The organism is Providencia sp. PROV272, assembly GCF_049901975.1.
GTDB lineage: Bacteria > Pseudomonadota > Gammaproteobacteria > Enterobacterales > Enterobacteriaceae > Providencia > Providencia stuartii.
On the sequence record NZ_CP096291.1, the window covers coordinates 1,624,992 to 1,649,778 of the forward strand.

At 42.2% G+C, this 24,787-nt stretch carries 23 protein-coding genes; 15 read left to right on the forward strand and 8 right to left on the reverse strand.

Annotation, left to right across the window (positions count from 1 at the left end; genetic code table 11):
• Positions 1-104 precede the first annotated feature (104 nt).
• The 3 genes from bamB (at position 105) to rluF (ending at position 3,912) form a co-directional block, all read left to right on the forward strand.
• Positions 105-1,277 carry an outer membrane protein assembly factor BamB gene (gene bamB / locus M1E93_RS07240; protein ID WP_004921347.1) on the forward strand — a complete coding sequence of 391 codons (1,173 nt, stop codon included), beginning with the start codon at positions 105-107 and terminating at the stop codon, positions 1,275-1,277.
• 138 nt (positions 1,278-1,415) lie between these two features.
• Complete coding sequence (der, locus tag M1E93_RS07245; RefSeq protein WP_004921345.1) at positions 1,416-2,888, forward strand: ribosome biogenesis GTPase Der; 1,473 nt, start codon at positions 1,416-1,418, stop codon at positions 2,886-2,888.
• Between the two features lie 148 nt (positions 2,889-3,036).
• Positions 3,037-3,912, forward strand: a complete 876-nt coding sequence (rluF, locus tag M1E93_RS07250; protein ID WP_004921343.1) for a 23S rRNA pseudouridine(2604) synthase RluF — start codon at positions 3,037-3,039, stop codon at positions 3,910-3,912.
• Positions 3,913-3,991: 79 nt separating this feature from the next.
• Here rluF and M1E93_RS07255 read toward each other — a convergent pair whose 3' ends face one another.
• Positions 3,992-5,140 carry a M4 family metallopeptidase gene (locus tag M1E93_RS07255; protein WP_060561143.1) on the reverse strand — a complete coding sequence of 383 codons (1,149 nt, stop codon included), beginning with the start codon at positions 5,138-5,140 and terminating at the stop codon, positions 3,992-3,994.
• A 155-nt stretch (positions 5,141-5,295) separates the two neighbouring features.
• Positions 5,296-6,213 (reverse strand): oxygen-dependent coproporphyrinogen oxidase, encoded by a 918-nt coding sequence (hemF, locus tag M1E93_RS07260; RefSeq protein WP_004921339.1) that lies wholly within the window; start codon positions 6,211-6,213, stop codon positions 5,296-5,298.
• Between the two features lie 136 nt (positions 6,214-6,349).
• On the opposite strand from hemF, the gene M1E93_RS07265 reads away from it, so the two are divergent.
• The 8 genes from M1E93_RS07265 (at position 6,350) to cysM (ending at position 13,895) form a co-directional block, all read left to right on the forward strand.
• Entirely contained in the window at positions 6,350-6,781 is a 432-nt protein-coding gene (locus M1E93_RS07265; RefSeq protein ID WP_014656314.1) for a GNAT family acetyltransferase, read from the forward strand.
• Between the two features lie 93 nt (positions 6,782-6,874).
• Positions 6,875-7,471, forward strand: a complete 597-nt coding sequence (locus M1E93_RS07270; RefSeq protein ID WP_004921336.1) for an RpoE-regulated lipoprotein — start codon at positions 6,875-6,877, stop codon at positions 7,469-7,471.
• 277 nt (positions 7,472-7,748) lie between these two features.
• On the forward strand, positions 7,749-8,645 hold the full coding sequence (locus tag M1E93_RS07275; RefSeq protein ID WP_426207234.1) for a Dyp-type peroxidase: 897 nt from the start codon (positions 7,749-7,751) through the stop codon (positions 8,643-8,645).
• Between the two features lie 263 nt (positions 8,646-8,908).
• Positions 8,909-9,931: a sulfate ABC transporter substrate-binding protein gene (locus M1E93_RS07280; RefSeq protein ID WP_004921332.1), complete on the forward strand. Its 1,023-nt coding sequence runs from the start codon at positions 8,909-8,911 to the stop codon at positions 9,929-9,931.
• Complete coding sequence (gene cysT / locus M1E93_RS07285) at positions 9,931-10,761, forward strand: sulfate/thiosulfate ABC transporter permease CysT (RefSeq protein WP_004921329.1); 831 nt, start codon at positions 9,931-9,933, stop codon at positions 10,759-10,761. The genes M1E93_RS07280 and cysT overlap by 1 nt, the downstream gene beginning before the upstream one ends.
• Positions 10,761-11,627 carry a sulfate/thiosulfate ABC transporter permease CysW gene (gene cysW, locus M1E93_RS07290; RefSeq protein WP_004921327.1) on the forward strand — a complete coding sequence of 289 codons (867 nt, stop codon included), beginning with the start codon at positions 10,761-10,763 and terminating at the stop codon, positions 11,625-11,627. Before cysT ends, cysW begins: the two co-directional genes overlap by 1 nt.
• Positions 11,624-12,712 (forward strand): sulfate/thiosulfate ABC transporter ATP-binding protein CysA, encoded by a 1,089-nt coding sequence (gene cysA / locus M1E93_RS07295; protein WP_014656309.1) that lies wholly within the window; start codon positions 11,624-11,626, stop codon positions 12,710-12,712. Before cysW ends, cysA begins: the two co-directional genes overlap by 4 nt.
• Before the next feature lie 298 nt (positions 12,713-13,010).
• A complete protein-coding gene (gene cysM, locus M1E93_RS07300) occupies positions 13,011-13,895 on the forward strand; it encodes a cysteine synthase CysM (RefSeq protein ID WP_004921324.1) in 885 nt (294 codons plus the stop codon).
• A 171-nt stretch (positions 13,896-14,066) separates the two neighbouring features.
• On the opposite strand, the gene crr is transcribed toward cysM, so the two are convergent.
• The 5 genes from crr to cysZ all read right to left on the reverse strand — a co-directional run bounded on the left by crr (position 14,067) and on the right by cysZ (position 19,104).
• Positions 14,067-14,576: a PTS glucose transporter subunit IIA gene (crr, locus tag M1E93_RS07305; protein ID WP_004921322.1), complete on the reverse strand. Its 510-nt coding sequence runs from the start codon at positions 14,574-14,576 to the stop codon at positions 14,067-14,069.
• A gap of 49 nt (positions 14,577-14,625) precedes the next feature.
• Entirely contained in the window at positions 14,626-16,353 is a 1,728-nt protein-coding gene (gene ptsI, locus M1E93_RS07310) for a phosphoenolpyruvate-protein phosphotransferase PtsI (protein ID WP_004921320.1), read from the reverse strand.
• 142 nt (positions 16,354-16,495) lie between these two features.
• Complete coding sequence (gene ptsH, locus M1E93_RS07315; RefSeq protein ID WP_004921318.1) at positions 16,496-16,753, reverse strand: phosphocarrier protein Hpr; 258 nt, start codon at positions 16,751-16,753, stop codon at positions 16,496-16,498.
• Positions 16,754-17,108: 355 nt separating this feature from the next.
• Positions 17,109-18,062 carry a cysteine synthase A gene (cysK, locus tag M1E93_RS07320; protein ID WP_426207235.1) on the reverse strand — a complete coding sequence of 318 codons (954 nt, stop codon included), beginning with the start codon at positions 18,060-18,062 and terminating at the stop codon, positions 17,109-17,111.
• A gap of 277 nt (positions 18,063-18,339) precedes the next feature.
• Positions 18,340-19,104 carry a sulfate transporter CysZ gene (gene cysZ, locus M1E93_RS07325; RefSeq protein ID WP_426207236.1) on the reverse strand — a complete coding sequence of 255 codons (765 nt, stop codon included), beginning with the start codon at positions 19,102-19,104 and terminating at the stop codon, positions 18,340-18,342.
• Positions 19,105-19,452: 348 nt separating this feature from the next.
• On the opposite strand from cysZ, the gene zipA reads away from it, so the two are divergent.
• The 4 genes from zipA (at position 19,453) to M1E93_RS07345 (ending at position 24,241) form a co-directional block, all read left to right on the forward strand.
• Positions 19,453-20,466: a cell division protein ZipA gene (gene zipA, locus M1E93_RS07330; protein WP_151207855.1), complete on the forward strand. Its 1,014-nt coding sequence runs from the start codon at positions 19,453-19,455 to the stop codon at positions 20,464-20,466.
• Between the two features lie 57 nt (positions 20,467-20,523).
• Complete coding sequence (gene ligA, locus M1E93_RS07335; RefSeq protein WP_053110519.1) at positions 20,524-22,539, forward strand: NAD-dependent DNA ligase LigA; 2,016 nt, start codon at positions 20,524-20,526, stop codon at positions 22,537-22,539.
• Positions 22,540-22,770: 231 nt separating this feature from the next.
• Complete coding sequence (locus M1E93_RS07340) at positions 22,771-23,955, forward strand: NupC/NupG family nucleoside CNT transporter (protein WP_014656308.1); 1,185 nt, start codon at positions 22,771-22,773, stop codon at positions 23,953-23,955.
• Positions 23,956-24,025: 70 nt separating this feature from the next.
• The gene (locus M1E93_RS07345; protein ID WP_004921304.1) at positions 24,026-24,241 is read left to right on the forward strand and encodes a DUF3820 family protein; all 216 of its coding nucleotides are present in this window, start codon (positions 24,026-24,028) and stop codon (positions 24,239-24,241) included.
• 10 nt (positions 24,242-24,251) lie between these two features.
• On the opposite strand, the gene M1E93_RS07350 is transcribed toward M1E93_RS07345, so the two are convergent.
• Positions 24,252-24,668 (reverse strand): MarR family winged helix-turn-helix transcriptional regulator, encoded by a 417-nt coding sequence (locus tag M1E93_RS07350; RefSeq protein WP_004921302.1) that lies wholly within the window; start codon positions 24,666-24,668, stop codon positions 24,252-24,254.
• Positions 24,669-24,787 lie beyond the last annotated feature (119 nt).

Below are 24,787 nucleotides of genomic sequence, written 5' to 3' on the forward strand. Positions count from 1 at the left end.
TTAGAGCGATAGACATACGCGATAGGGGGAAATCAATGGATATCAACAGGATACGGCTTGAAATTGGATGAGTATAATTTATAAGAAGAAAGGAAACGATTATTATGCAGTTGCGGAAAACACTTTTGATTGGCTTAGTCGCTTCAGCTTTACTTGCCGGTTGTTCCAGCGAAACTGATTCTATCGTTATGGCACCACTTCCTCAGGTTGAAAACCAATTTACTCCAACGATCGTTTGGGATAAATCAGTCGGTAATGGTGTAGAGCAGTTTTATTCTGATCTATCGCCAGTATGGGATGGTAGTGCTGTTTATGCTGCCGATCGTAAAGGAATAGTGAAAGCATTAGAACTGGAGAGCGGTAAAGAAATTTGGTCAGTAGACCTTTCTAAGCGCACAGGTTTTCTTTCTGCTAACTTATCCGCACTGCTTTCGGGTGGGTTAACGGTTTCGGGTAACCATATTTATATTGGTACTGAACGCGGAACAGTCATTGCATTGAATAAAGAAGATGGCTCGGTGGTATGGGATGTCGAAGTAGCGGGTGAAGCCCTCTCTCGCCCAGTAGCCAATGATGGCTTAGTTATTGTTCATACTAGTAATGGCATGTTGCAAGCACTTGATGAGAACAGTGGTGAAATCAAGTGGACAGTGAATATGGATACACCATCATTGTCTTTACGTGGTGAATCAGCGCCAAGTATTGCCTATGGTGCCGCTATTGTTGGTGGTGATAATGGCCGCGTTAGTGCTGTACTTTTATCCCAAGGTCAACTTATTTGGCAACAACGTATCTCTCAAGTGACTAGCTCTACAGAAATTGGTCGCTTAGATGATGTTGATATGACGCCAATTATTGATGATGGTACTATCTATGCAATTGCGTATAACGGTACACTCGCAGCACTTGATATGCGTTCAGGACAAATAAAATGGAAACGCGATCTCGGCTCTGTCAATAACATGGTGCTTTCAGGTGAAAACCTTTATCTGGTCGACCAAAATGATCGTGTATTGTCTGTGCGTAAGAGCGATGGCGTAACACTGTGGACACAAGAAGATCTGCTTAATCGTGGGTTAAGTGCACCAGAAATGTACAATGGCTACCTTGTGGTTGGTGATAAAGAAGGCTACCTCCATTGGTTAGACATGAGCACTGGTGGTTTTGTAGCACAAAACAAAATTAACAGTTCAGGTCTGCATAGCCGCCCAGTTGTTGCCAGTGATAAGCTAATGGTTCAGGCAAGAAACGGAACAGTTTATCTGTTAACTCGTTAATTTTCTGACAAGCTGTCAATTTCTCGCTAAAATCAACGGTTCCTAGTGGTAGGAACCGTTTCGTTTTTTGTTTTCTGGTTGGGTTTTGTTTAAGAACCGGGATTCTTTTAGTTAATTAGAGTAGTGAGGCATCAAATAATGATACCCGTCGTAGCGCTGGTTGGGCGTCCAAACGTAGGAAAATCCACGTTATTTAATCGATTAACCCGTACCCGTGATGCACTGGTAGCGGATTTTCCTGGTCTGACTCGTGATCGCAAATATGGTCGTGCCGAAGTGGAAGGGCATGAGTTCATTATTATTGACACGGGTGGTATCGATGGTACTGAGGAAGGCGTCGAAACCCACATGGCAGCACAATCCTTACAAGCGATTGAAGAAGCTGATGTGGTTCTATTTATGGTCGATGCACGTGCAGGGTTAATGCCTGCTGATGAAGGTATCGCAAAACACCTGCGTAGCCGTAAGAAAAAAACATATCTGGTCGCCAATAAGACGGATGGTATTGATGCTGACAGTGTAATTGGAGACTTTTATTCACTTGGCTTAGGTGAAATCCACCCTATTGCAGCGTCACATGGTCGCGGTGTGACCCAGCTAATCGAAAAATCGCTAAAACCTTTCATTGAAATAGAAGAAGAAGTCGAGCTAACCGAGGAAGAAGAAAACGCGGCGTATTGGGCAGCGCAAGAGGCTGAAGCTGAGTTTGATGAAGAAGACGAGGAGTTTGATCCAACAACGTTACCAATTAAATTAGCGATCGTTGGGCGCCCAAATGTAGGTAAATCAACACTGACTAACCGTATCCTTGGAGAAGAGCGTGTTGTGGTGTTTGATATGCCAGGCACAACTCGTGACAGTATCTATATTCCAATGGAGCGTGACGGGCGTGAATACGTTTTAATTGATACAGCGGGTGTCCGTAAACGCGGTAAGATCACCGAGACGGTCGAAAAATTTTCGGTAATCAAAACGCTGCAAGCGATTGAAGATGCGAATGTGGTGTTGTTGGTCATTGATGCGCGGGAAGGTATTTCCGATCAAGACCTGTCACTACTTGGTTTTATTCTTAATGCTGGTCGTTCATTAGTGATTGCGGTTAATAAATGGGATGGAATGAAGCCTGAAGATCGTGAACATGTGAAAGACATGTTAGAGCTACGTCTCGGCTTTGTGGATTTTGCCCGTATTCACTTTATTTCAGCGCTGCATGGTAGTGGTGTAGGTAACCTGTTTGAATCCGTTGAAGAGGCCTATGAGTCTGCGACACGCCGTGTTGGTACTGCATTGTTAACACGTATTATGAAGATGGCGGAAGAGGAGCATCAACCTCCACTTATCCGTGGTCGTCGTGTGAAAATGAAATATGCGCATGCGGGGGGTCATAATCCGCCAATTGTTGTTATTCATGGTAATCAAGTTTCTGATTTGCCTGATAGCTATAAACGTTACCTGATGAATTATTTTCGCCGTTCATTGCAAGTGATGGGTACACCAATTCGTATTCAATTCAAAGAAGGTGAAAACCCTTATGCGAATAAGAAAAATCAGCTAACAGCAACTCAATTGCGTAAACGTAAGCGTTTAATGCAACATTTGAAAAAACGCTAAGCGAAGAAGTCGCACGTCAACGTGAAGCTTCTGAAAAAGCCGTAACAAATTATTCTGTTACGGCTTTTTAATAACTATCCGTTATTATTTAAAGTGAGCTAGGTTCAACCGTTTGGCTCCCTATCTATGCAGATTACAGAGGGTAACCATGCAAATTAAATCTTCGACACGTCTTAATAAGTACATTAGCGAGAGTGGAATTTGTTCAAGGCGTGATGCGGATCGTTATATCGAGCAAGGAAATGTCTTTATTAATGGCAAACGTGCGGCTATCGGCGATCAAGTTTTTAGTGGTGACGTTGTCAAAGTAAATGGACAACTTATTGAACCTAGGAATGAAGAAGACTTAGTGTTAATTGCGCTGAATAAGCCAGTTGGTATTGTGAGTACGACGGAAAGTGGGGAAAGAGATAATATCGTTGATTATGTTAATCACAGTAAACGTGTTTTCCCTATTGGTCGCTTAGATAAAGATTCTCAAGGGCTAATTTTTCTCACAAACCATGGCGATTTAGTGAATAAGATCTTGCGTGCGGGTAATGAGCATGAAAAAGAGTATTTAGTCACGGTTAACAAGCCTATTACTGATGATTTTATTCGTGGTATGGGAGCTGGCGTACCTATCCTAGGCACGGTAACTAAAAAGTGTAAAGTAAAGAAAGAAGCTCCTTTTGTATTTCGGATCACGTTAGTTCAAGGGTTAAATCGTCAGATTCGTCGCATGTGCGAATATTTTGGTTTTGAGGTCACTAAGTTAGAACGCGTGCGTATTATGAACGTGAATCTTTCTGGGATCCCATTAGGTGAATGGCGTGACTTAACAGATGATGAGCTAATTAAGCTATTTGAGATGATTGAAAAATCAGAATCAGAGGCTAAGCCGAAAAAGTCTGCTAAACCGAAAACATCAACGGCAGGGAAAACGGGTAGCAAGCCAAATGCAGGTAGTAAGCCTAAAGGAATGGCTGATACTGCGTCTCGTAAACGTTTCACTCAACCAGGCCGTAAAAAGAAAAGACGCTAACCTTATGTTTTAAAATGTCAGCCGTATTTTATGGCTGACAAGCTCTGTCTGTTAGTGACAGGGCATTTTATTTGCAAACTTAAACGTAGATACCGACATTTTCCCAGCTTTTGCGAGTAAGATTAACGACATGATGGTCAAATTTTTCTGTCGCTGTTCTAATGGTTGCTTTGGCGAAATCGTCAAATGTTGCTCGCGTGCTAAGTGTCTTATCAAACATAGTGCGGATCCAAATCTGTCCCGCTACCTCCCATGAGTAACCACCTAACGTTGTCGCCAGCAGGTAAAATGCTTTATTAGGTATACCTGAATTAATATGCACACCACCATTGTCTTGGAAAATAGATAGATTTTTGTAATCTCTCATATGACCGACTTGTGGGTCTCTGTTTGTTTCCGAAAGGCGATAGGCGGTTCCCGGTGCGGCCATAGAACGTAAAGCAGGAGCTTTGGCTTTATTGATAAAAAGGTTTTCACCGAGCAGCCAATTGGACTCAGCTGCTGTTTCATTTGCTACATACTGTTTAACCATAATACCGACAACATCGGCAACGGATTCATTCAAGGCACCTGACTGGAAAATATAATCAAAATCAGTCGTAAAGGTAATAAACCCATGGGTTAATTCGTGTGCAATAATATCAATATCATTATAAAACGGGCCAAAATAGATACTATCACCATCACCGAAATAGATAGCTTGTGAATTCCAGAATGCGTTTGGATAATTTTTGTCGAAATGAACTACCGCATTGATTTGCGAATCACAACCAAAGATCTTATCAATGTTGAGCTTCTCTTTATAAAACTGCCTAACATAGCCAATAGAATCATAAACAATCTGTACGGGTGTGTATGGTTGTGCAGGATCACCTTCTTTCATAACAATAAGATAGTCTTCATGGGGCATATGAAGTTCATCAGGACTCGGATAGGTAGGCTCCAGTGAAAGGTCAGAACGAGAGCAGATAGGTAGGTTAGAATGGGTATGGTTAGGTAAAAATGCTTTTTCCTGTGCATCGCGGATGATGCGTTCGTAGTTTGTACCTGGGCGGACTGAACAAGTAAATAACTGTTTTAGGTGTTCTTTATCTTCCGTCGAATAGCCTCTGCTCATTAATTCATTGATATGAAGTAGTGTGGATTTAAGCTTTTGGCATTGAGATTCTTTATATAAGTGATCAACAAGGTATGGGGGAAGATAGGAACGACCAAGAATATGATTCATAAATAGACTCCATTTTGTGGGTGGAAATGGAATTATAAGCTACAAGGGGATGAGTGTAACTAGTTGATAATTAATTATATTTGATAATTTTTGCTATTTTTTGTTACTAAAGCCGCCAAGTGCTTTGGCGACTTTATAAAAAATGATTTTTACACTTATTTCGCCAGCCAATCTTTTTTAGAGACTAAAAAGTCACTATACAGCTTGGCTTCGGGGGTATTGGGCTCAGGGTGATAGTCATATTCCCAACGGACTAAAGGAGGCATTGACATTAAAATGGATTCTGTACGTCCTCCACTTTGTAAACCAAATAGTGTACCGCGATCCCACACGAGGTTGAATTCAACATAACGACCACGTCGATACAGTTGAAATTGACGCTCTCTTTCTCCCCACTGATGGTGGCGACGTTTTTCTACGATAGGTACATAGGCATCTAAAAAACCATGACCAACAGCTTGTGTGAAGTCGAAACAAGTCTCGAAATCAGGTTGGTTTAGGTCATCATAAAATAGCCCACCAACGCCTCGTGGCTCATTGCGATGTTTCAAAAAGAAATAGTCATCACACCACGCTTTATATTTGCGGTAAGTTTCTGAACCAAAAGGTGCGCAGAGGTCGTGTGCAATGGTGTGCCAGTGGATCACATCATCTTCAAAACCATAGTAAGGGGTTAAATCGAAACCACCACCAAACCACCAAACGGGATCTTGACCCTCTTTTTCTGCAATAAAAAAACGGACATTTGCATGAGTGGTTGGAATATAGGGATTCAGAGGGTGGATCACCAAAGAGACTCCCATAGCTTGATAGCTACGACCTGCTAATTCAGGGCGGTGAGCGGTTGCTGAACTCGGGAGTTTTGTTCCTTGAATATGGGAAAAGTTAACGCCTGCCTGTTCAAAAATAGCACCTTGAGTTAACACACGGCTGCGGCCTCCGCCACCTTCTGCGCGTTCCCATGTTTGTTCTAGGAAGGTTTCCTTACCATCCAGTTCAGTAATTTTTTGGCAAATGGTTTCTTGTAGTTCAAGCAAAAATGTTTTTACTTGAAAAATATCAGGGTAATTCATTGTTTTCCAATAGAACGGTTGGTAAAAAAAAGTGAGTAAAGTATACCCTTTTGAGTTAAAAAAGGCATATTGAATATTGATTGTGCGCAAAAAGCGGTGATAATGGCAGAAAACTCAGTTAAAACGGGTCATGAACATGGAAATACGCATCTTTCGCCAAAGCGATTTTGAAGAAGTCATCACATTGTGGGAACGCTGTGATTTAAATGAGTTTGGGGATGATCCTGAACTTGATATTGAACGAAAACTCCAGTGTGGTGCAGATCTTTTTCTTGTTGCGGAAGTGACAGGTGAGGTTGTTGGCACTGTGATGGGAGGATATGACGGAATAAGAGGAACGGCATGCTATCTTGCGGTTCATCCAGAGTTTCGTGGCCGAGGTATTGCCAATGCTCTGATTAGTCGCTTAGAGAAAAAATTGCGAGCAAGAGGGTGCGGCAGAATTGAGTTCCTTGTGAATGAGGAGTCTGACGCTGCTATCTGTATGTTCGAAAAAATGTTATATGAAGAAGAGCAGCCAGCAAGGCTTATCTATACAAAAACACTGGATCGTGATTTGGATTTTTAATGCTGTTGTGTGTTTATTTCGTTATAAACTGGAATGTTTTCAGAAAAAGGTTGTCACAGTAAGCAGTCAGTCAGCCAATAAATAGAGGATGTTATGCCCAAAAGTGTAATTGTGAAGCTTTCTCAGATAGTCGCGCTAAGTGGTGTGTTTTTGCTATCGGGTTGTGCAGGCTCAGGGGGGTTTTGGTCTTCACTTTCACCAATGAACTGGTTTAGTAGCCCTATTACTGCGAAGGCAGCGGGTGTGGGGGAGATCACAGGGTTCACACCAATGCAAGCTGACATCATCAAGGAGCGATTAGATAACCGTTACACGATACGAAGTGGGATGCAAACTGAGCAAGGTGAAATTGTGACCGTGTTTCAAGGTATCGATGATGAGACGGTTAAAATTGAAGTGATTGGCCCTGAAAAAGGTTATGTTTCACGTATTATTGTGGATGACCCTGACATTAAAACTGAATGGGGAACGAAAATTGGTTCATCATTTAGCGGTATTTATGAAAAAGCTTTTGGCGCATGTAAAATGGCTGAGCCAATTAATAATCAACCGACTGTTGAATGTGTAGCCCCGCAAACATCCCATATCATTTATCGATTTAATGGTAAATGGCAAGGGCCAGAAGGTTTAATGCCACCGGATGATGAATTAAAGAGCTGGACGGTATCACAAATTATTTGGAAAAAATAATGGTGATTTAGCGTGATGATAGAGAGCTATTGGCCGATAGCTTGGATTATGTTCTAAACATTTAATTGATATAACAACGTGTTTTATTAAGGTAAAATACGTTGTTATTCCCTCCTAATATACGATCCCCTCTTAACCCACTTATCTTATTAAGAATAAATTGTGCATTTTTCTAAATGTTAGCCAATATTTGCGTTAAAACAGGTGAAAATCGTCATCGATGAGATACTATATCGCTAGACATAAATAATAAATTATTTAAAAGAGGTTGATTAGCATGTCTCATTCTCAGAGCGGTATTTTGAAAGATCATAGCCGTTTCGGTATTTTCATTGAAGCAATGGTGCAAGGGTCTCTGGCTGATATAAAAACAGGTTGTCAGCGTTTTGTTGAAACACTGACTCAATTACAAGAGCAGTATCCAACAGATAGATTAGGGGCTGTAGTGGCCTTCGGCTCTGATATCTGGAAACAGCTATCAACACCGGAAAGCGCGCCTGAGTTAAAACCATTTCATCCATTAGGTAAAGGGTTAGCGCCAGCAACACAGCATGATATTTTTATTCATATCCAATCTCAACGCCATGATATTAACTTTTCATTGGCACAGGCGGCACTAAAAGCATTCGGCTCAGCAATTAAAGTCGAAGAAGAGATCCACGGCTTCCGTTGGGTTGAGGAGCGCGACTTAAGTGGCTTTATTGATGGAACCGAAAACCCACAAGGTGAAGAAATTGCTGAAGTTGCATTAATTGCTGATGGCATTGATATGGGAGGCAGTTATATTCTTGTTCAGCGTTATGAGCACAGCCTCAATAAATGGGACCGTTTCTCTGAACAAGAACAAGAGAAAATGATTGGTCGCACCAAAAAAGACAGTGTGGAGCTGGATGAAAGCGAACGTAATGTGACTTCACACGTTTCTCGCGTGGTGGTTGAAGAAGATGGGGAAGAGCTATCGATTATGCGTCATAGCTTGCCATATGGTACGGCAAGCGGCAAACATGGTTTATTCTTCGTTGCGTATTGCGCGCGCCTCCATAATATTGAACAGCAGCTTTTGAGTATGTTTGGTGAAAAAGATGGTAAATATGATGACCTGTTACGCATGACCAAAGCAGTATCAGGAAGCTACTATTTTGCCCCTTCAATTGACACTTTATTGTCGTTATAAATTATTCTTATTGCCGCCATCTGGCGGCAATTTACTTTTGCGTCAATATCCTACTTTTCCCTTCTATTGCTTAGCGCCTTCATGAAGGCCTTTCACGCAGTCAACTTTATGATAACTAATATAATTTATTTGCTTATTGCCATAATTTCTTGAATATACCAATTTGATATATTAAAAGGCAATTGATAGCTACACAGTTATAAACAAAGCAGATAAAGTAACCTCATTAGCGTAGTTTTGGTTTAGTCATAAGTAGGTGCCTAATGCAAAAAGCGATTTTAAAGAAAACAGCCTTAGCGAGTCTCGCAACATTTTCATTGATGGGGAGCGCGCCGTTGGTAGCGGCTGAACTGCTCAATAGCTCTTATGATATCGCCCGAGAGCTATTTGTTGCACTAAACCCTGAATTTGAAAAGCAGTGGAATGAACAGCACCCTGATGACAAATTAACGATCAAGCAATCACATGCTGGCTCATCGAAACAAGCCTTAGCTATTTTGCAAGGTTTAAAGGCTGATGTGGTGACTTATAACCAAGTGACAGATGTACAAATCTTGCATGATAAAGGCAAGTTGATCCCTGAAAATTGGCAAGCAAGATTACCGAATAATAGCTCACCATATTACTCTACGATGGCGTTTTTAGTGCGTAAAGGTAATCCAAAGGGCATTAAAACGTGGGATGATTTAGCGCGTGAAGATGTGAAGCTGATTTTTCCAAATCCAAAAACATCGGGTAATGGTCGTTACACTTATTTAGCGGCATGGGGAGCCTATGCGCAAGAAAATAAAGGTGATGAAAAGAAAACCCGCGAGCAGATGAAGCAGTTTTTGAAAAATGTAGAAGTGTTCGATACAGGGGGACGTGGTGCCACAACTTCCTTTATTGAAAGAGGCCTTGGGGATGTATTGATTAGCTTTGAATCAGAAGTGAACAATATTCGTCAGCAGTATGGTGAAACGGACTATGAAGTTATTGTTCCTCCTGTCGATATTCTGGCGGAGTTCCCAGTTGCTTGGGTTGACAAAAACGTTCAGAAAAATGGTACGGAAGAGGTGGCGAAAGCCTATCTTAATTACCTATATAGTCCAAAAGCTCAAGAAATTATCACTAAATTTAACTATCGGGTGAACGATCAGGCAGTCATGGCGGCAAATAAAGATAAGTTCCCTGAAACCCGCTTATTTACGGTCGAATCACAGTTTAAGAGTTGGCCTGCGGTGATGGAGACCCATTTTGCGACGAACGGAGAGTTTGACAAATTGATGGCAGAAGGGCGCCGTTAATGCGTAAGTCAGGGAAACGCTTTTTGCCAGGATTTGGCCTCACACTAGGTAGCAGCCTATTTTATACCTGTTTGATCCTGCTGCTACCTTTGAGTGCGTTAGTCGTTCAGTTATCTGAAATGACGTGGCAACAATATTGGGATGTGATCAGCTATCCGCAAGTCGTTGCCGCTTATAAAGTCACCTTACTGGCTGCACTGGTTGCGAGTTTATTTAATGCGGTTTTTGGCATGCTGCTCGCTTGGATTTTGACTCGGTATCGTTTTCCTGGCCGCACTTTTTTAGACGGTCTTGTTGACTTGCCTTTCGCCTTACCTACCGCGGTGGCAGGTTTAACATTAGCTACGTTATTTGCAGCGTCTGGCTGGTACGGGCAGTTTCTGCATCACTTTGATATTAAAGTAGTAAATACTTGGCTCGGTATTGCTGTCGCAATGGCTTTTACCAGTATTCCGTTCGTTGTACGAACGGTACAGCCTGTGTTAGAAGAGCTTGGGCCTGAATATGAAGAGGCGGCACAAACATTGGGTGCAAGCCGTTGGCAAACATTTCGACGGGTGGTATTGCCTGAAGTTTCTCCCGCATTAATTGCAGGAACAGTATTGTCTTTTACCCGAAGTTTGGGGGAGTTTGGCGCCATTATCTTTATTGCAGGAAATATTGCTTGGCAAACTGAAGTCGTATCTTTGATGATTTTTAGTCAGTTACAACAGTTTGATTACCCAGCAGCGAGTGCGATTGCTTCTGTTATTTTAGCGGTTTCATTATTACTGCTATTTAGCGTCAATGTCGTACAAAGCCGCTTTGGCAAAAGGTTGGGAGGAAAGTAATGGCTCAGGTTACACCTGTCACGGGGGCTTCTCGTCAACCGATTAATTGGGCTAAATGGTCTTTGATTATCACTGGCATATTGTTTTCAGTCATGTTGCTGGTGGTGCCAATTATTTGGATATTTTTGACCGCTTTTTCCAAAGGTATTGATGCGGTTTTAATGAATTTGAATGACGCGGACATGTTGCATGCTATTGGACTGACGGTCCTTATTGCACTGATAACGGTGCCTGTCAACTTGATCTTTGGCACCATGCTCGCGTGGTTAGTTACTCGATTTCAGTTCCCTGGTAGGCAACTGTTATTAACCCTAGTCGATATTCCTTTTGCGGTATCGCCAGTGGTCGCGGGGTTACTTTATCTACTGTTTTATGGCTCCAACAGTTGGTTTGGGGGCTGGCTAGAAAGTTATGATATCCAATTAATGTTCTCGTGGCCCGGTATGGCATTAGTGACCATTTTTGTGACCTGTCCTTTTGTGGTTAGGGAATTAGTTCCACTGATGTTAAGCCAAGGTAGTCACGAAGATGAAGCGGCAGTCTTACTGGGCGCTTCAGGTTGGAAAATGTTTTGGAGAGTTACCTTACCAAATATCCGTTGGGCACTATTGTATGGTGTTGTTCTGACTAATGCTCGAGCAATAGGTGAATTTGGTGCCGTGTCCGTTGTTTCTGGTGCCATACGCGGGGAAACCTATACGCTACCGTTACAAGTAGAATTATTGCATCAAGACTATAACACCGTAGGCGCATTTACTGCTGCTGCGATCCTAGCTGTAATGGCGATTATCACTTTAATTATTAAAAGTGCATTGCAATGGCATTTGAGCCGGCAGCAATCCGAATCAGGAGTTCATTTACCATGAGTATTCAAATTGAAAAAATTGGGAAATTGTTTGGTAGGACGCAAGTGTTGAAAGATATTTCATTAGATATTGCATCTGGTGAAATGGTGGCACTGCTCGGTCCATCCGGTTCAGGTAAGACGACACTGTTACGGATTATTGCAGGGTTAGAACAGCATAGCCATGGCTTACTACGCTTCCATGGTCAAGATGTTAGCCGTATTCATGCTAAAGATAGGCATGTTGGCTTTGTATTTCAACATTATGCCCTGTTTCGTCATATGACGGTGTTTGACAATGTCGCGTTTGGTCTCACTGTTATGCCAAGAAAACAACGCCCATCATCGCAAGCTATCAAGCAGAAAGTCATGCAATTACTTGATATGGTTCAGTTGGCGCATTTGGCCTCTCGTTATCCTTCTCAGCTTTCAGGAGGGCAAAAACAGCGTGTTGCGCTGGCCCGTGCCTTGGCTGTAGAGCCACAAATTTTATTGCTAGATGAGCCTTTCGGTGCGTTGGATGCTCAGGTACGTATTGAATTGCGCCGCTGGTTACGTCAATTACATGATGAATTGAAGTTTACCAGTGTATTTGTCACCCATGATCAGGAAGAGGCCATGGAGGTTGCCGATAGGATAGTGGTGATGAGTCAGGGGCATATTGAGCAAGTTGGCACTCCTGATGATATCTGGCAACGTCCTGAAACGCGTTTTGTGTTGGAGTTTATGGGGGAAGTGAATCAACTCCATGGGCAAATTAAAGGTTCTCAGTTACATATTGATGGTTATGAATTCCCTCTACATCATGCAAGTGCCCAACAAGGCGAGGTAGATGTGTTTTTACGTCCATGGGATATAACACTGAAGAAAGACGTTGATGAACAGCACCGATTACCGGTTCGTGTGATTGAATCAGGGCCGAGAGGGCATTTCTGGCAGTTAACGGTACAGCCTATAGGTTGGGGGCATGAACCTCTCTCTGTAGTTTGGCAATCGTCTCATGTAACGCCTGTGCGTGGTGAGCACTATTTCCTTGGTAGTCAACAGGCTAAAATTTACCAAGGTGAAAATGAGCTCTTATTTCCCCAGTTAGCTAAAAGTGCCTAACCATTTCTAATATTGCGTTGATGTTGTTATTTCATCAACGCAATATCCCTCGATATTAAAACGTAATTTATGCCTGCCTGACCATTTTTGATCTGACCAATGGCATTTTTTTGAGACTATTTTCAGTCAAATTCCCTGTAAACATATCATATTATCGATATTAGTAATAACATCGACCAGAATTATTAATTACTGATATATAAGTGAATTTTTTTCATGCTGCTAATTTGTAGGTGTTAGGATACTATCTATATCATTCGAAATGGTGATTATAGATAAATAGAATAAGGAATAGACAGTGGCAACTCTGGAACAATTTATAGGTAATACGCCGCTAGTTAAACTTCAGCGTTTGACACAGGGGATGGACGCTGAAATTTGGGTCAAACTAGAAGGTAATAATCCGGCTGGCTCCGTCAAAGATAGAGCCGCGTATTCAATGATCACAGAAGCGGAAAAACGTGGTGAAATAAAACCTGGTGATACATTGATTGAAGCGACGAGTGGCAATACCGGGATTGCTTTGGCAATGATCGCCGCAGTCAAAGGTTATAAACTCAAACTATTGATGCCCGAAAATATGAGTAAAGAGCGCCAAGCCTCAATGAAGGCTTATGGTGCTGAACTCATTTTAGTCAGTACTTCAGTTGGCATGGAGGGCGCTCGCGATTTAGCTCAAGAAATGGAAGCGAAGGGGGAAGGGAAGGTCCTTGACCAATTTAATAACCCCGATAATCCATTAGCCCATTTTAAGACCACAGGCCCTGAGATATGGCAGCAAACCGATGGGCGCATGACTCACTTTGTTTCAAGTATGGGAACGACAGGAACTATCACGGGTGTCAGTCGTTATTTAAAATCACAATCATCACATATTCAGATTGTGGGCTTACAACCAGCGGAAAAAAGCCAAATTCCGGGGATCCGCCGTTGGTCGCCAGGCTATCTTCCGGGGATCTTCAATCAGGAATTCGTTGATACCGTTTTAGATATTAATCAGGAAGAGGCTGAGGAGACGATGAGAGCCCTCGCTAAACAAGAAGGTATCTTTTGTGGTGTTAGTTCAGGAGGCGCGGTTGCGGGCGCTTTGAGAGTGGCTAAAATGAATCCGGGAGCGGTGATCGTTGCCATTATTTGTGACCGAGGCGATCGCTATCTTTCTACGGGCGTGTTTGACGATTAATTAGCATCGCCATCTAGACACTGACAAAAGCATCAATGTGCTCGAATATAGGTGAGTCGTTGATTGCAACAGATATGATGGCGATGGATTTTATCCTGCCATAAAAAAACCACCAGAGGTCATACAACGCTATCTGGTGGTTTTATTTGAAAAGCTTAAAAGGGATTGCCGTTATTTTTTAACGCGCATAATAACTGTTTCACCCACGGTAACGCTACCACTAAGCTTAGTCAGCTCTTTAATTTCATCCATATTAGAAATCACAACCGGCGTTAGAACTGATTTTGCTTTTTCTTCCAGCAATGCAAGGTCAAACTCGATAACCAAATCACCTTTTTTAACGGATTGCCCTTCTTCAGCGATACGTTTAAAGCCTTCACCTTTCAGTTCGACTGTATCAATACCGAAGTGAACAAATAGTTCAATACCATCATCAGATTCAATAGAAAACGCATGATTGGTTTCAAATATCTTACCAATAGTCCCATCTACAGGAGCGACAATTTTGTTCCCTGCTGGTTTGATGGCGATACCATCACCAACAATTTTTTCAGCGAAAACAACATCGGGAACATCTTCAATATTGACAATTTCACCCGATAGAGGTGCGATAATTTCAATACTGCCACTGCTATTTTTATCATCCGAAACCAGTGATTTCAGTTTGTCAAACAGACCCATGGACCTTCTCCTAATCGTTTTTATATGGGACCGAACTAATGTGCTGCTCCTAGCATAACGTTTTTTCTTGGATAAAGGTATCAACAAGTTTCATCAATTCGTCTGCGGTTGGTTGGGCAAGGGCTTGCTCAGCCAGTGCTTTAGTATCTGCAAAGTTTGCATTACGAATTAATTTTTTAATACGAGGAATTGAAATTGCACTCATACTAAATTCATCTAACCCCATACCAAGCAGCAACAAGGTTGCACGTTCATCACCTGCTAATTCACCACACATTCCTGTCCATTTGCCTTCTGCATGTGATGCATCGATGACTTGCTTAATCAAGTTCAATACAGCAGGCGACATTGGATTGTAGAGGTGAGAAATCAGCTCATTACCACGGTCAACAGCTAGAGTATATTGAGTGAGATCGTTCGTCCCAATACTGAAAAAGTCAACTTCTTTTGCTAAATGATGAGCAATAACCGCTGCGGCAGGGGTTTCCACCATGACACCAACTTCGATTGATTCATCAAAGGCTTTGCCTTCTTCACGTAATTGACCTTTTAGCATCTCAAGTTCTGCTTTTAGTTCGCGAACTTCCTCAACGGAAATAATCATCGGGAACATAATACGCAGTTTACCAAAACTTGAGGCTCTTAAAATAGCTCTTAACTGAGAATGTAGAATTTCTTTGCGATCAAGGCAAATACGAATTGCCCGCCAGCCTAAGAATGGGTTCTCTTCTTTTGGCAAATTCATGTATGGCAGGTCTTTATCACCGCCGATATCCATGGTACGCACAATAACAGCTTGGCTTCCCATTGCTTCGGCAACAGCTTTGTATGCTTGGAACTGTTCTTCTTCAGTTGGCAGTGAGTCTCTATCCATAAACAGGAACTCAGTGCGATATAAACCAACCCCTTCAGCACCGTTACGCTCAGCACCCGCGACATCGCGTACAGTACCGATGTTTGCACACACTTCGACTTGATGACCATCCAGTGTGATTGCAGGTAAATCTTTTAATTTTGCCAGTTCATTTTTTTCTTGCTGATATTCTTCATTGAATTTTTTCAGCTTATCAATTTCTTGATCTGACGGGTTCAGATAGATGTGGTTGTTGACACCATCTAGAATGAGGTAGTCACCATTTTTGATTTTCGCGGTGGCATCTGAGGTGCCGACAATGGCAGGCAACTCCAGTGAACGAGCCATGATTGAGGTATGTGATGTACGACCACCTAAATCGGTGATGAAACCTAATACTTTATCAAGGTTTAATTGTGCCGTCTCTGACGGTGTTAGGTCAGCTGCAACCAAAATAACCTCTTTGTCGATGGCACTCAAATCGACGATAGGCATACCGAGGATATTTTTTAATAGGCGTTTACCAATATCGCGTACGTCGGCAGCACGCTCTTTCAAATATTCATCATCAAGTGCTTCGAGCGCTTGGGCTTGATCCTCAATAACGGAGTAAACCGCGGCATCAGCTGTTTTTTTATCACTTTTGATTAGAGAGACAATTTCTTGTTCAAGCTCTTCATCTTCCAGCAGCATAATATGGCCTTCAAAGATCTCAGCTTTTTCTGCACCAAGATTTTTTTCGGCTCGCTCTTTAATGAAGCTGAGCTGTTCGGCTGATTTGTTACGTCCTTCAATAAAGTGTTGGATCTCGGTTTCTATCTGGTCGTCAGTAATTTTTTTTGTGCTGACAGTGATAGGATCTTCTTTGAGGATTAAAGCCTGACCAAAAGCAAAACCTGGGGATACTAAAATTCCTGAAATCATAATATTACCTTACTACTGCGGGTAGGTGTTCTGATGTTGAAAAGACAACAGTAAGCTTATCTGTGTGTAAACTGATATCCCTGAATGATGCCATTCAGGGATGAAGATTAATGCGGTGACACAGGCTCTCTTGCTTGTGCGGTTATTCCAACTCACCCATCAGTTTAACTAAATGCTCAACTGCTTGTTTTTCATCTTCGCCTTCGGCAGAAATTGTCACAACAGTACCTTGAGTTAAGCCTAGAGTTTGTAACTTAAATAGGCTTTTTGCGCTTGCTGATTTGCCACCAGAAGTCAAAGTAATATCAGAAGAGAATGCTTTGGCTTCTTTCACAAATTGAGCGGCAGGGCGAGTATGTAAGCCGTTAGGTGCTGTAATAGTGACTTCTTGCTGGAACATATTATTTCCTCAATAACTTTAGTTTTTTATAATGACCTAAGCTAGTGTAGTTGAATAAACTTAGGTTTGCGTATTGTTAGATTATTAACTGTTAAAAAGGTTTCCTACCTTTGTTGCGTATCAACACTTTTTCAGTTTATTGGCCTAAATAATGTCAATTTAAATCGCAAAGAATATGAGTAATTGAACAAATCTTTGACTTAAAGTTGATTAATTTCGTGGCTCAAAATAATTACTATGTTTAATACTAAACCCTAGGTCAGAAATCATCTCAATACGTGCTAAAGTTTGATCCATTCCACAAAAAAAGCACCAAATAGGTGCTTTTTTAACGATTAATTAACGGTTTTTAAAATTACTCGGCGGATAGATCGGAAAATAGAATCGTTGATAAATAGCGCTCGCCTGATGAAGGTAAGATAACAACAATGTTTTTATCTTTAAATTCAGGTTCAGCTGCGAGTTTTACTGCGGCTGCAAGAGCAGCACCTGATGAAATCCCTGCTAGGATCCCTTCTTTTTCCATTAATTGGCGGGCAGTTTGAATGGCTTCATCATCACTGATTTTAAATACTCTATCAATAAGCGTGATATCTAGGTTGCCAGGAATGAAACCAGCCCCGATCCCTTGAATTTTATGTGGGCCTGGCTTGACTTCATCTCCTGCTAGCGTTTGGCTAATAACAGGGGACGTTTCAGGCTCTACCGCAACCAGAGTGACATTTTTGCCCTTGGTTTTTTTCAAATAACGACCGATACCGGTGATAGTACCCCCGGTTCCCACACCCGCGATAACAACATCAACCTTACCGTCAGTATCACTCCAAATCTCAGGTCCTGTCGTTTTTTCATGAATTTCAGGGTTAGCTGGATTATTAAATTGTTGCAGCAAAATATACTTATGCGGATTGCTGTTGACGATTTCTTCGGCTTTCTCAATGGCGCCTTTCATCCCTTTAGCGCCTTCAGTCAATACAAGATTCGCCCCTAATGCTTTAAGCAGTTTACGGCGTTCGACGCTCATCGTTTCAGGCATGGTCAATGTTAATTTGTAGCCTCTAGCCGCGGCGACATACGCCAAAGCAATCCCTGTATTACCACTAGTAGGTTCAACCAGCTCTTTTTCTTTGGTCAGAAGTCCTTTTTTCTCAGCATTCCAAATCATATTCGCACCAATACGGCATTTAACGCTGAAACTTGGGTTGCGTGATTCAACTTTCGCTAAGATATTGCCATTGCCGAAATACTTTAAACGTACTAACGGGGTATGGCCAATAGTTAGCGAATTATCATCATAAATTTTACTCATGGGATATCCTTATAATCAGGCAGTTGCCTATTTAGAACTGAGAATGATAGATAAGATTGACTCCAAACATACGTGAACTCGCTATTATTGCAAATATAAATTAAGTATAAGCTTATAACGAATTGCTATCTTATGTGGAAAAATTATAAGTAAAAGGTTGTGACACAAGCACCTATCATAAAATATGTTGCGCTGTGTCTGTGATCTGAGGGAGGTTGAAGATGAAAAAGTGCGAGGTGTAAATTCCCCCCGCACTCTTGATCAAATCAGTGAATAATTAATAGCGTGCATGACGAGCGCGGTATTGGTCAACCCACATTAAGGTCGCGCCACAAACGGCAACAGGCATAATAATCAAGTTAAGGATAGGTAACATCATTAACACACTAACTGCTCCACCAAATTGAATATTATTCATGCGGTCTTTGGCTAAAGCATTTTTCATTTCACTAAAGCTAACGCGGTGATTATCAAATGGATAATCGCAATACTGAATTGACATCATCCACGCACCGAATAGGAACCAAAGAATGGGAGCAACAGTTTGCCCAATACCAGGGATAAAAAACAAAATTAATAAGCCAATAGCGCGCGGAAGGTAATAACCGATCCTAACAAACTCACGCTTAACCATGCGTGGAACATCTTTTGCGATATCAACAATACCGCCATCAGGGGCGGGCACACCGGTTAATTCTGATTCGAGCTTTTCGGATAACCAACCATTAAACGGTGCGGCGATAATGTTGGCAACCGTACTGAAAAAGTAAGTAAATATAAGTAAAATCGAAATAACGGAAATAGGCCAAATAAGATAATCAAGCCATTGTAACCAACTAGGAATATAGCTCATGACTTGGTCAATCCAACCACCAAGTTTGGTATATAACCACCAAAATGCACCACCAAGTAAGATGATATTGGCTAAAAGTGGTAGAATAACAAAACGTTTAATACCTGGACGTGTAACAAGACGCCATCCTTGAACGAAGTAATAAAAACCCGAATGGCTTTTTTGTTGCGAATCTGTCGATTGTATCATACTTCTTATTCTCTCCTTTGCGGTTGACTATGTATCATATAGATAGGTTTTTAGGCTGGCTAGTCAGTATTTGCTTAAAAAAGCAGCAAACGAAAGCAGAATTGTCTCTTTCTTATCAGAAAATCGTTTAGGGGGTTGCACTTAGCACGTTTGACAAATAATCTTAAGATATATCCGTCATTTTTTAAGTTGTTTTTCGGTTGACGGCGTTTTACCGCTGAAATCCCCAAAATCATACCGCAATGCGGGGCGAGGGGAGCGGGAGTGCGCCTTGGCTTGCAACTTAAAGTATTTTGGCTTATTTTTTGCCGTGGTGGCATTATCATTCAACAATTAGAGATAGCAGCGATGCAGGATTTGCGTCTGATATTAGTGGTCGTAGGTGCGATAGCCATAATTGCGTTATTACTGCATGGTTTATGGACCAGCCGTAAAGAGCGCTCTAAGTTATTCCGTGATCGTCCCGTAAAACGCCGAAAACATGACAGTCAGGATAAATCATCGGATTATGATGATGATTCTGCATTATTCAGTGAAACTCAAAAGGTAGAGCCTCCCGTCTCTTCACCGGTAGTTTCTGAGCCTGCTCGTCAGGTTCAAGAAGAACGTCGTGCCGAACCTGATTTGCCACCCATTACATCTTCTACTCGTGATACCGAGCCTGTATTAAATATTACGCCTGAGCGTTCAGAGCCTGTTGAATCTGATATTGACTCGCGCGTTAATGCTGTAAATGAACAACCCGCGATGAAGGTGGAACCAACGGTTCAACCAATAGCGACACCAGTCTCTACAGCGAATGGGCGCACTCAGCATGCGCCTGAACAACCAGAATTTGATTTTGACATTCACGAAGAGCAAGAGGGGCCACAGCCGACACACCATGAACAGGAACAGGCGCACACTGAGAAGAAAACTGAACAACCGCAAAACCAATCTTCAGAGAACAACAAGGAGACGGTTCTGGTTCTTCATGTAGCTGCACTTCAGGGGCAAGTTCTACAAGGTGAAGCGCTGTTGCAAAGCATTCTTCAAGCGGGCTTCCAGTTCGGTGAAATGCGTATTTTCCATCGACATGTGCATCCATCGGGAACAGGGCCGGTTTTATTTAGTCTTGCTAATATGGTGAAACCGGGGTCTTTTGATCCAGAAACGATGTCAGAGTTCACCACTCCGGGTATCTCTATGTTTATGATGGTGCCATCGTATGGTGAAGCAGGGCAAAATTTCAAATTGATGTTGCAAGCTGCACAGCGTATTGCTTCCGATGTGGGGGGCGTAGTCCTTGATGATGAGCGTAAAATGCTCACACCTCAGAAAATTGAGGTGTACCATGCTCGGATCCGCAACACACTGAATTAAATATCAGAATCAACGAAACCCCCTTAACTGGGGGTTTTTTATCTTTACTGGTGAAACATGACTACAAAACAACATCTCGATACACTCAAACAACAATTACGTCATCATGAATATCAATATCATGTATTAGATGCACCTGAAATCCCAGATGCAGAATATGACAAACTCATGGAAGAGCTGAAGGCTATCGAAGCAGAACATCCTGAATGGATCACCAGTGACTCACCGACTCAGCGAGTGGGTGCGGCTCCATTAGCGGCGTTTGACACCGTACGTCATGAAATACCGATGTTATCGCTTGATAACGTATTTGATGAAGAAAGCTATCTTGCTTTCGACAAACGCGTGAGAGACCGATTAAAAGATCAGCAAGAACAAACCTTCTGTTGTGAATTAAAATTAGATGGCCTTGCGGTGAGCTTACTGTATGAGAATGGCGAACTCATCCAAGCCGCTACTCGCGGTGATGGAACTGTGGGGGAAAATATTACCTCTAATGTTCGTACAATTCGTGCTATTCCACTTCGTTTAACGGGTGAAAATATTCCTGCTAGGGTAGAAATTCGTGGTGAAGTATTTATGCCACAAAAAGGCTTTGAAGCATTGAATGAGGAAGCGCGCCGTACAGGTGGAAAAGTTTTCGCTAACCCTCGTAACGCGGCAGCGGGGTCATTACGCCAATTAGACCCACGTATTACAGCGAAAAGGCCTTTAACGTTCTACTGCTATGGCGTGGGGCTGGTGGAAGGCGAAACACTGCCAGATACTCATTATGAGCGACTGATGCAGTTTAAGAAGTGGGGGTTACCTGTAAGTGAGTATGTGCAATTACGGAAAGGCGCTCAGGCGGTATTGGACTTTTATCATGAGATAGAAAAAGCTCGCCCAACATTAGGCTTTGATATTGATGGGGTCGTCATTAAAATTAACGACATTGCAACCCAAGAAGAGTTAGGCTTTGTGTCTCGGGCACCTCGTTGGGCAACGGCGTTTAAGTTCCCGGCTCAAGAGCAGATGACATTGCTAAAAGATGTTGAATTCCAAGTTGGACGTACCGGAGCAATTACGCCTGTTGCACGTTTGGAACCAGTTCAAGTTGCCGGCGTGACAGTCAGTAATGCGACGCTACACAACGCTGATGAAATTGAGCGCTTAGGGGTTCATATCGGTGATACTGTTGTGATCCGTCGTGCGGGCGATGTGATACCTCAAATTGTGAGTGTTGTTGAGTCTGAACGCCCAGCCGATAGCCGAGAAATTGTTTTCCCAACTCACTGCCCAGTCTGTGGCTCTGATGTGGAACGTGTCGAAGGTGAGGCCGTTGCGCGTTGTACTGGTGGGTTGATTTGTGGCGCACAACGTAAAGAAGCACTGAAACATTTTGTCTCACGCCGTGCGATGGATGTGGATGGCATGGGCGATAAGATCATCGACCAATTAGTTGAAAAAGAATATGTGAAAAATCCGGCTGATCTGTACCAATTAAGTGCAGGGATATTGACGGGTTTAGATCGCATGGGGCCAAAGTCGGCACAAAATTTAGTGGAAGCCCTAAATAAATCGAAATCAACGACTCTCGCTCGTTTTATTTATGCGTTAGGCATTCGTGAGGTCGGTGAGGCTACCGCGGCAAATTTAGCGGCGCATTATGGCACCCTTGAAGCCCTAATGGCGGCAGATGAGGAGTCACTCAAAACGGTACAAGATGTTGGTCATGTGGTGGCTAAGCATGTCGTTAACTTTTTCCGCGAGGAGCATAATCAAACTGTCATTCAAGCGTTAATAGATAAGGCGAATATTCATTGGCCAGAAGCTGTTGCGGTAGATGTGAGTACGATAGATAGTCCATTTGCAGGGAAAACCGTGGTATTGACGGGCTCTTTGAGCCAACTGACACGGGATGAAGCAAAAGATAAATTAGTGGCACTCGGCGCTAAAGTCTCTGGCAGTGTCTCTAAGAAGACGCATTTAGTCATTGCAGGTGAGGCGGCAGGTTCAAAACTGGCAAAAGCAAATGAGCTAGGTATACCTGTCATTGACGAAAATGAGCTAATTCGCTTATTAGAAGCCTAATAATTAACGAGAGTTTGAAGTATCATTACCCAGAAAATGGGTAATGATATGATCTGTATCAATCTACCACCTAAGAATTAGAATTTACTGTAATAATGTGATCGGTATATATTTTTTGCAAAATACACTGGGGTCGTTTTCATACTAATGTGATTCCCGTCTCATTTAAATGTCGGCTATTACATAGAATAGATACATAAACCGCTTTATTAAATTTGTATGGAGTCGCATATGACCTCGATCCTGCATTTTGTTCTATCCCTTGTTGTAATTGGCGCTCTTGCAGTCTTAGCCAGTAGTAACCGTAAGGCGATACGACTACGCTATGTTTTTCAACTACTGGTTATTCAAATCGCATTAGCATACTTCTTCTTGAATTCTAATGTCGGTTCTTCATTCGTACTAGGCGTTGCAAGTGTTTTCACCCATTTATTAGGTTATGCAGCCGAAGGGACCAAGTTCGTTTTTGGTGGCATGATCGAAGGCAATCTAGCGTTTTTCTTCTTGCAAGTCCTCTGCCCAATCATCTTTATTTCCGCACTGATCGGTATCTTACAGCATATTAAGGTGCTGCCTCTTGTGATCCGTGTGATCGGTACGGTTCTATCTAAAGTCAATGGTATGGGCAAGCTAGAGTCTTTTAACGCGGTTAGCTCACTGCTATTAGGCCAATCTGAAAACTTTATTGCCTATAAAGATCAGCTAGGCAAAATGTCTGAACGTAGAATGTACACCATGGCTGCAACGGCAATGTCGACAGTTTCTATGTCGATAGTTGGTGCATATATGTCCATGCTAGAACCGCGTTTTGTGGTTGCAGCATTGGTACTTAACATGTTTGGTACTTTCGTGATCCTTTCCTTAATCAACCCATACCCACCTGAAGCCGAAGAAGAGTTACAGATGACCAATATTCATGAAGGTCAAAGCTTCTTTGAAATGTTGGGTGAATATATCCTTGCCGGCTTTAAAGTTGCGATTATCGTATCAGCCATGTTAATCGGTTTTATCGCTTTGATTGCCATGGTAAATGGTATCTGTATGGCGATTTTTGATATCAAGTTCCAAACCATGCTGGGCTACGTGTTCTACCCATTTGCTTGGATATTAGGTATCCCTGCTGAAGAAGCATTGCAAGTCGGTGGGATCATGGCGGTGAAAATGGTCACTAACGAGTTCGTCGCAATGGGCGACCTAAAAGAGGTTGCAGCAACGTTATCAACACGTTCAGTCGGTATTTTATCGGTATTTTTAGTCTCTTTTGCTAACTTCTCCTCAATCGGTATTGTGGCAGGGGCAATCAAAGGCTTAAATGAGAAACAGGGTAACACGGTTGCACGTTTTGGCTTGAAACTGCTGTTTGGTTCAACATTAGTTAGCTTCCTATCAGCGGCTGTTGTTGGCTTAATTCTGTAAAACATAAAAGCGTGGTAAAGTGTAAAACGGCGTTCATTATGAATGCCGTTTTTGCTTTTAGGAGGAAAAAATGGAAAAACAAGATCTCATTGATATGGCAAACACGCGGATGCCATTTGGAAAATATCAAGGTCGTGTATTGATCGATCTTCCTGAAGAATATCTGCTATGGTTTTACAAAAAAGGGGCATTTCCACAGGGGCGATTAGGGCAACTGATGGAAATGGCATTAGGCTTAAAAATAGAGGGGCTAGATGGCCTTGTAAAGCCTTTAAAACGAGTTTAGTTGTATTGGGTCAGTCATGGCCTAAAGCCGCAGTGACTTTCTGTGAAAGCTGGATAAACAAAGCTTGTTCATTCGCTGTTAAAGCACTACTGACTTTAGCGGCATTTTCTTTTCGGCCTGTTGCTGCACGTTGTAAAAAATCCCGACCTTCATCGGTTAAGTGAGTGATTAATTCTCGCTTATCTTGTTCAGATTGGTATTGGCTCACGAACCCAAGTGCTTTTAGTGCTCGAAGAAACTTGGATAAATTCTGCCGAGATATGCCTAACAGTTGGCTTAATTGCCCTGGTGTTTGATCCCCTTTGAGCCGAAGTATTTCTAATACATCATATTGCCCCCAAGTGACCTGTTCAGGTGTAAAGCTTAAACGCCTCGCAACCAAGGTACATTGCAAAAGTGATAGTGCATCTTCGAGTTGATTTGCCATGTTATTTCATCATGTTAGTGATTATTGACACAGTATAGCCTTATCAATCCGATAAAATCGACTATTGATTAACTAAAGTTAATCATATACAGTGTGGTTAATTAACTTTAGTTAATCAT

Bases quoted from the DNA above. Each gene is read 5' to 3' on its own strand.
- cysA (WP_014656309.1), top strand. From the start codon at position 11,624: ATGAGTATTCAAATTGAAAAAATTGGGAAATTGTTTGGTAGGACGCAA.
- M1E93_RS07275 (WP_426207234.1), top strand. From the start codon at position 7,749: ATGTCTCATTCTCAGAGCGGTATTTTGAAAGATCATAGCCGTTTCGGT.
- zipA (WP_151207855.1), top strand. From the start codon at position 19,453: ATGCAGGATTTGCGTCTGATATTAGTGGTCGTAGGTGCGATAGCCATA.
- M1E93_RS07345 (WP_004921304.1), top strand. From the start codon at position 24,026: ATGGAAAAACAAGATCTCATTGATATGGCAAACACGCGGATGCCATTT.
- cysW (WP_004921327.1), top strand. From the start codon at position 10,761: ATGGCTCAGGTTACACCTGTCACGGGGGCTTCTCGTCAACCGATTAAT.
- ptsH (WP_004921318.1), bottom strand. From the start codon at position 16,753: ATGTTCCAGCAAGAAGTCACTATTACAGCACCTAACGGCTTACATACT.
- der (WP_004921345.1), top strand. From the start codon at position 1,416: ATGATACCCGTCGTAGCGCTGGTTGGGCGTCCAAACGTAGGAAAATCC.
- rluF (WP_004921343.1), top strand. From the start codon at position 3,037: ATGCAAATTAAATCTTCGACACGTCTTAATAAGTACATTAGCGAGAGT.
- M1E93_RS07270 (WP_004921336.1), top strand. From the start codon at position 6,875: ATGCCCAAAAGTGTAATTGTGAAGCTTTCTCAGATAGTCGCGCTAAGT.
- M1E93_RS07340 (WP_014656308.1), top strand. From the start codon at position 22,771: ATGACCTCGATCCTGCATTTTGTTCTATCCCTTGTTGTAATTGGCGCT.
- M1E93_RS07255 (WP_060561143.1), bottom strand. From the start codon at position 5,140: ATGAATCATATTCTTGGTCGTTCCTATCTTCCCCCATACCTTGTTGAT.
- ligA (WP_053110519.1), top strand. From the start codon at position 20,524: ATGACTACAAAACAACATCTCGATACACTCAAACAACAATTACGTCAT.
- cysK (WP_426207235.1), bottom strand. From the start codon at position 18,062: ATGAGTAAAATTTATGATGATAATTCGCTAACTATTGGCCATACCCCG.
- M1E93_RS07350 (WP_004921302.1), bottom strand. From the start codon at position 24,668: ATGGCAAATCAACTCGAAGATGCACTATCACTTTTGCAATGTACCTTG.
- M1E93_RS07265 (WP_014656314.1), top strand. From the start codon at position 6,350: ATGGAAATACGCATCTTTCGCCAAAGCGATTTTGAAGAAGTCATCACA.
- bamB (WP_004921347.1), top strand. From the start codon at position 105: ATGCAGTTGCGGAAAACACTTTTGATTGGCTTAGTCGCTTCAGCTTTA.
- hemF (WP_004921339.1), bottom strand. From the start codon at position 6,213: ATGAATTACCCTGATATTTTTCAAGTAAAAACATTTTTGCTTGAACTA.
- cysT (WP_004921329.1), top strand. From the start codon at position 9,931: ATGCGTAAGTCAGGGAAACGCTTTTTGCCAGGATTTGGCCTCACACTA.
- M1E93_RS07280 (WP_004921332.1), top strand. From the start codon at position 8,909: ATGCAAAAAGCGATTTTAAAGAAAACAGCCTTAGCGAGTCTCGCAACA.
- crr (WP_004921322.1), bottom strand. From the start codon at position 14,576: ATGGGTCTGTTTGACAAACTGAAATCACTGGTTTCGGATGATAAAAAT.
- ptsI (WP_004921320.1), bottom strand. From the start codon at position 16,353: ATGATTTCAGGAATTTTAGTATCCCCAGGTTTTGCTTTTGGTCAGGCT.
- cysZ (WP_426207236.1), bottom strand. From the start codon at position 19,104: ATGATACAATCGACAGATTCGCAACAAAAAAGCCATTCGGGTTTTTAT.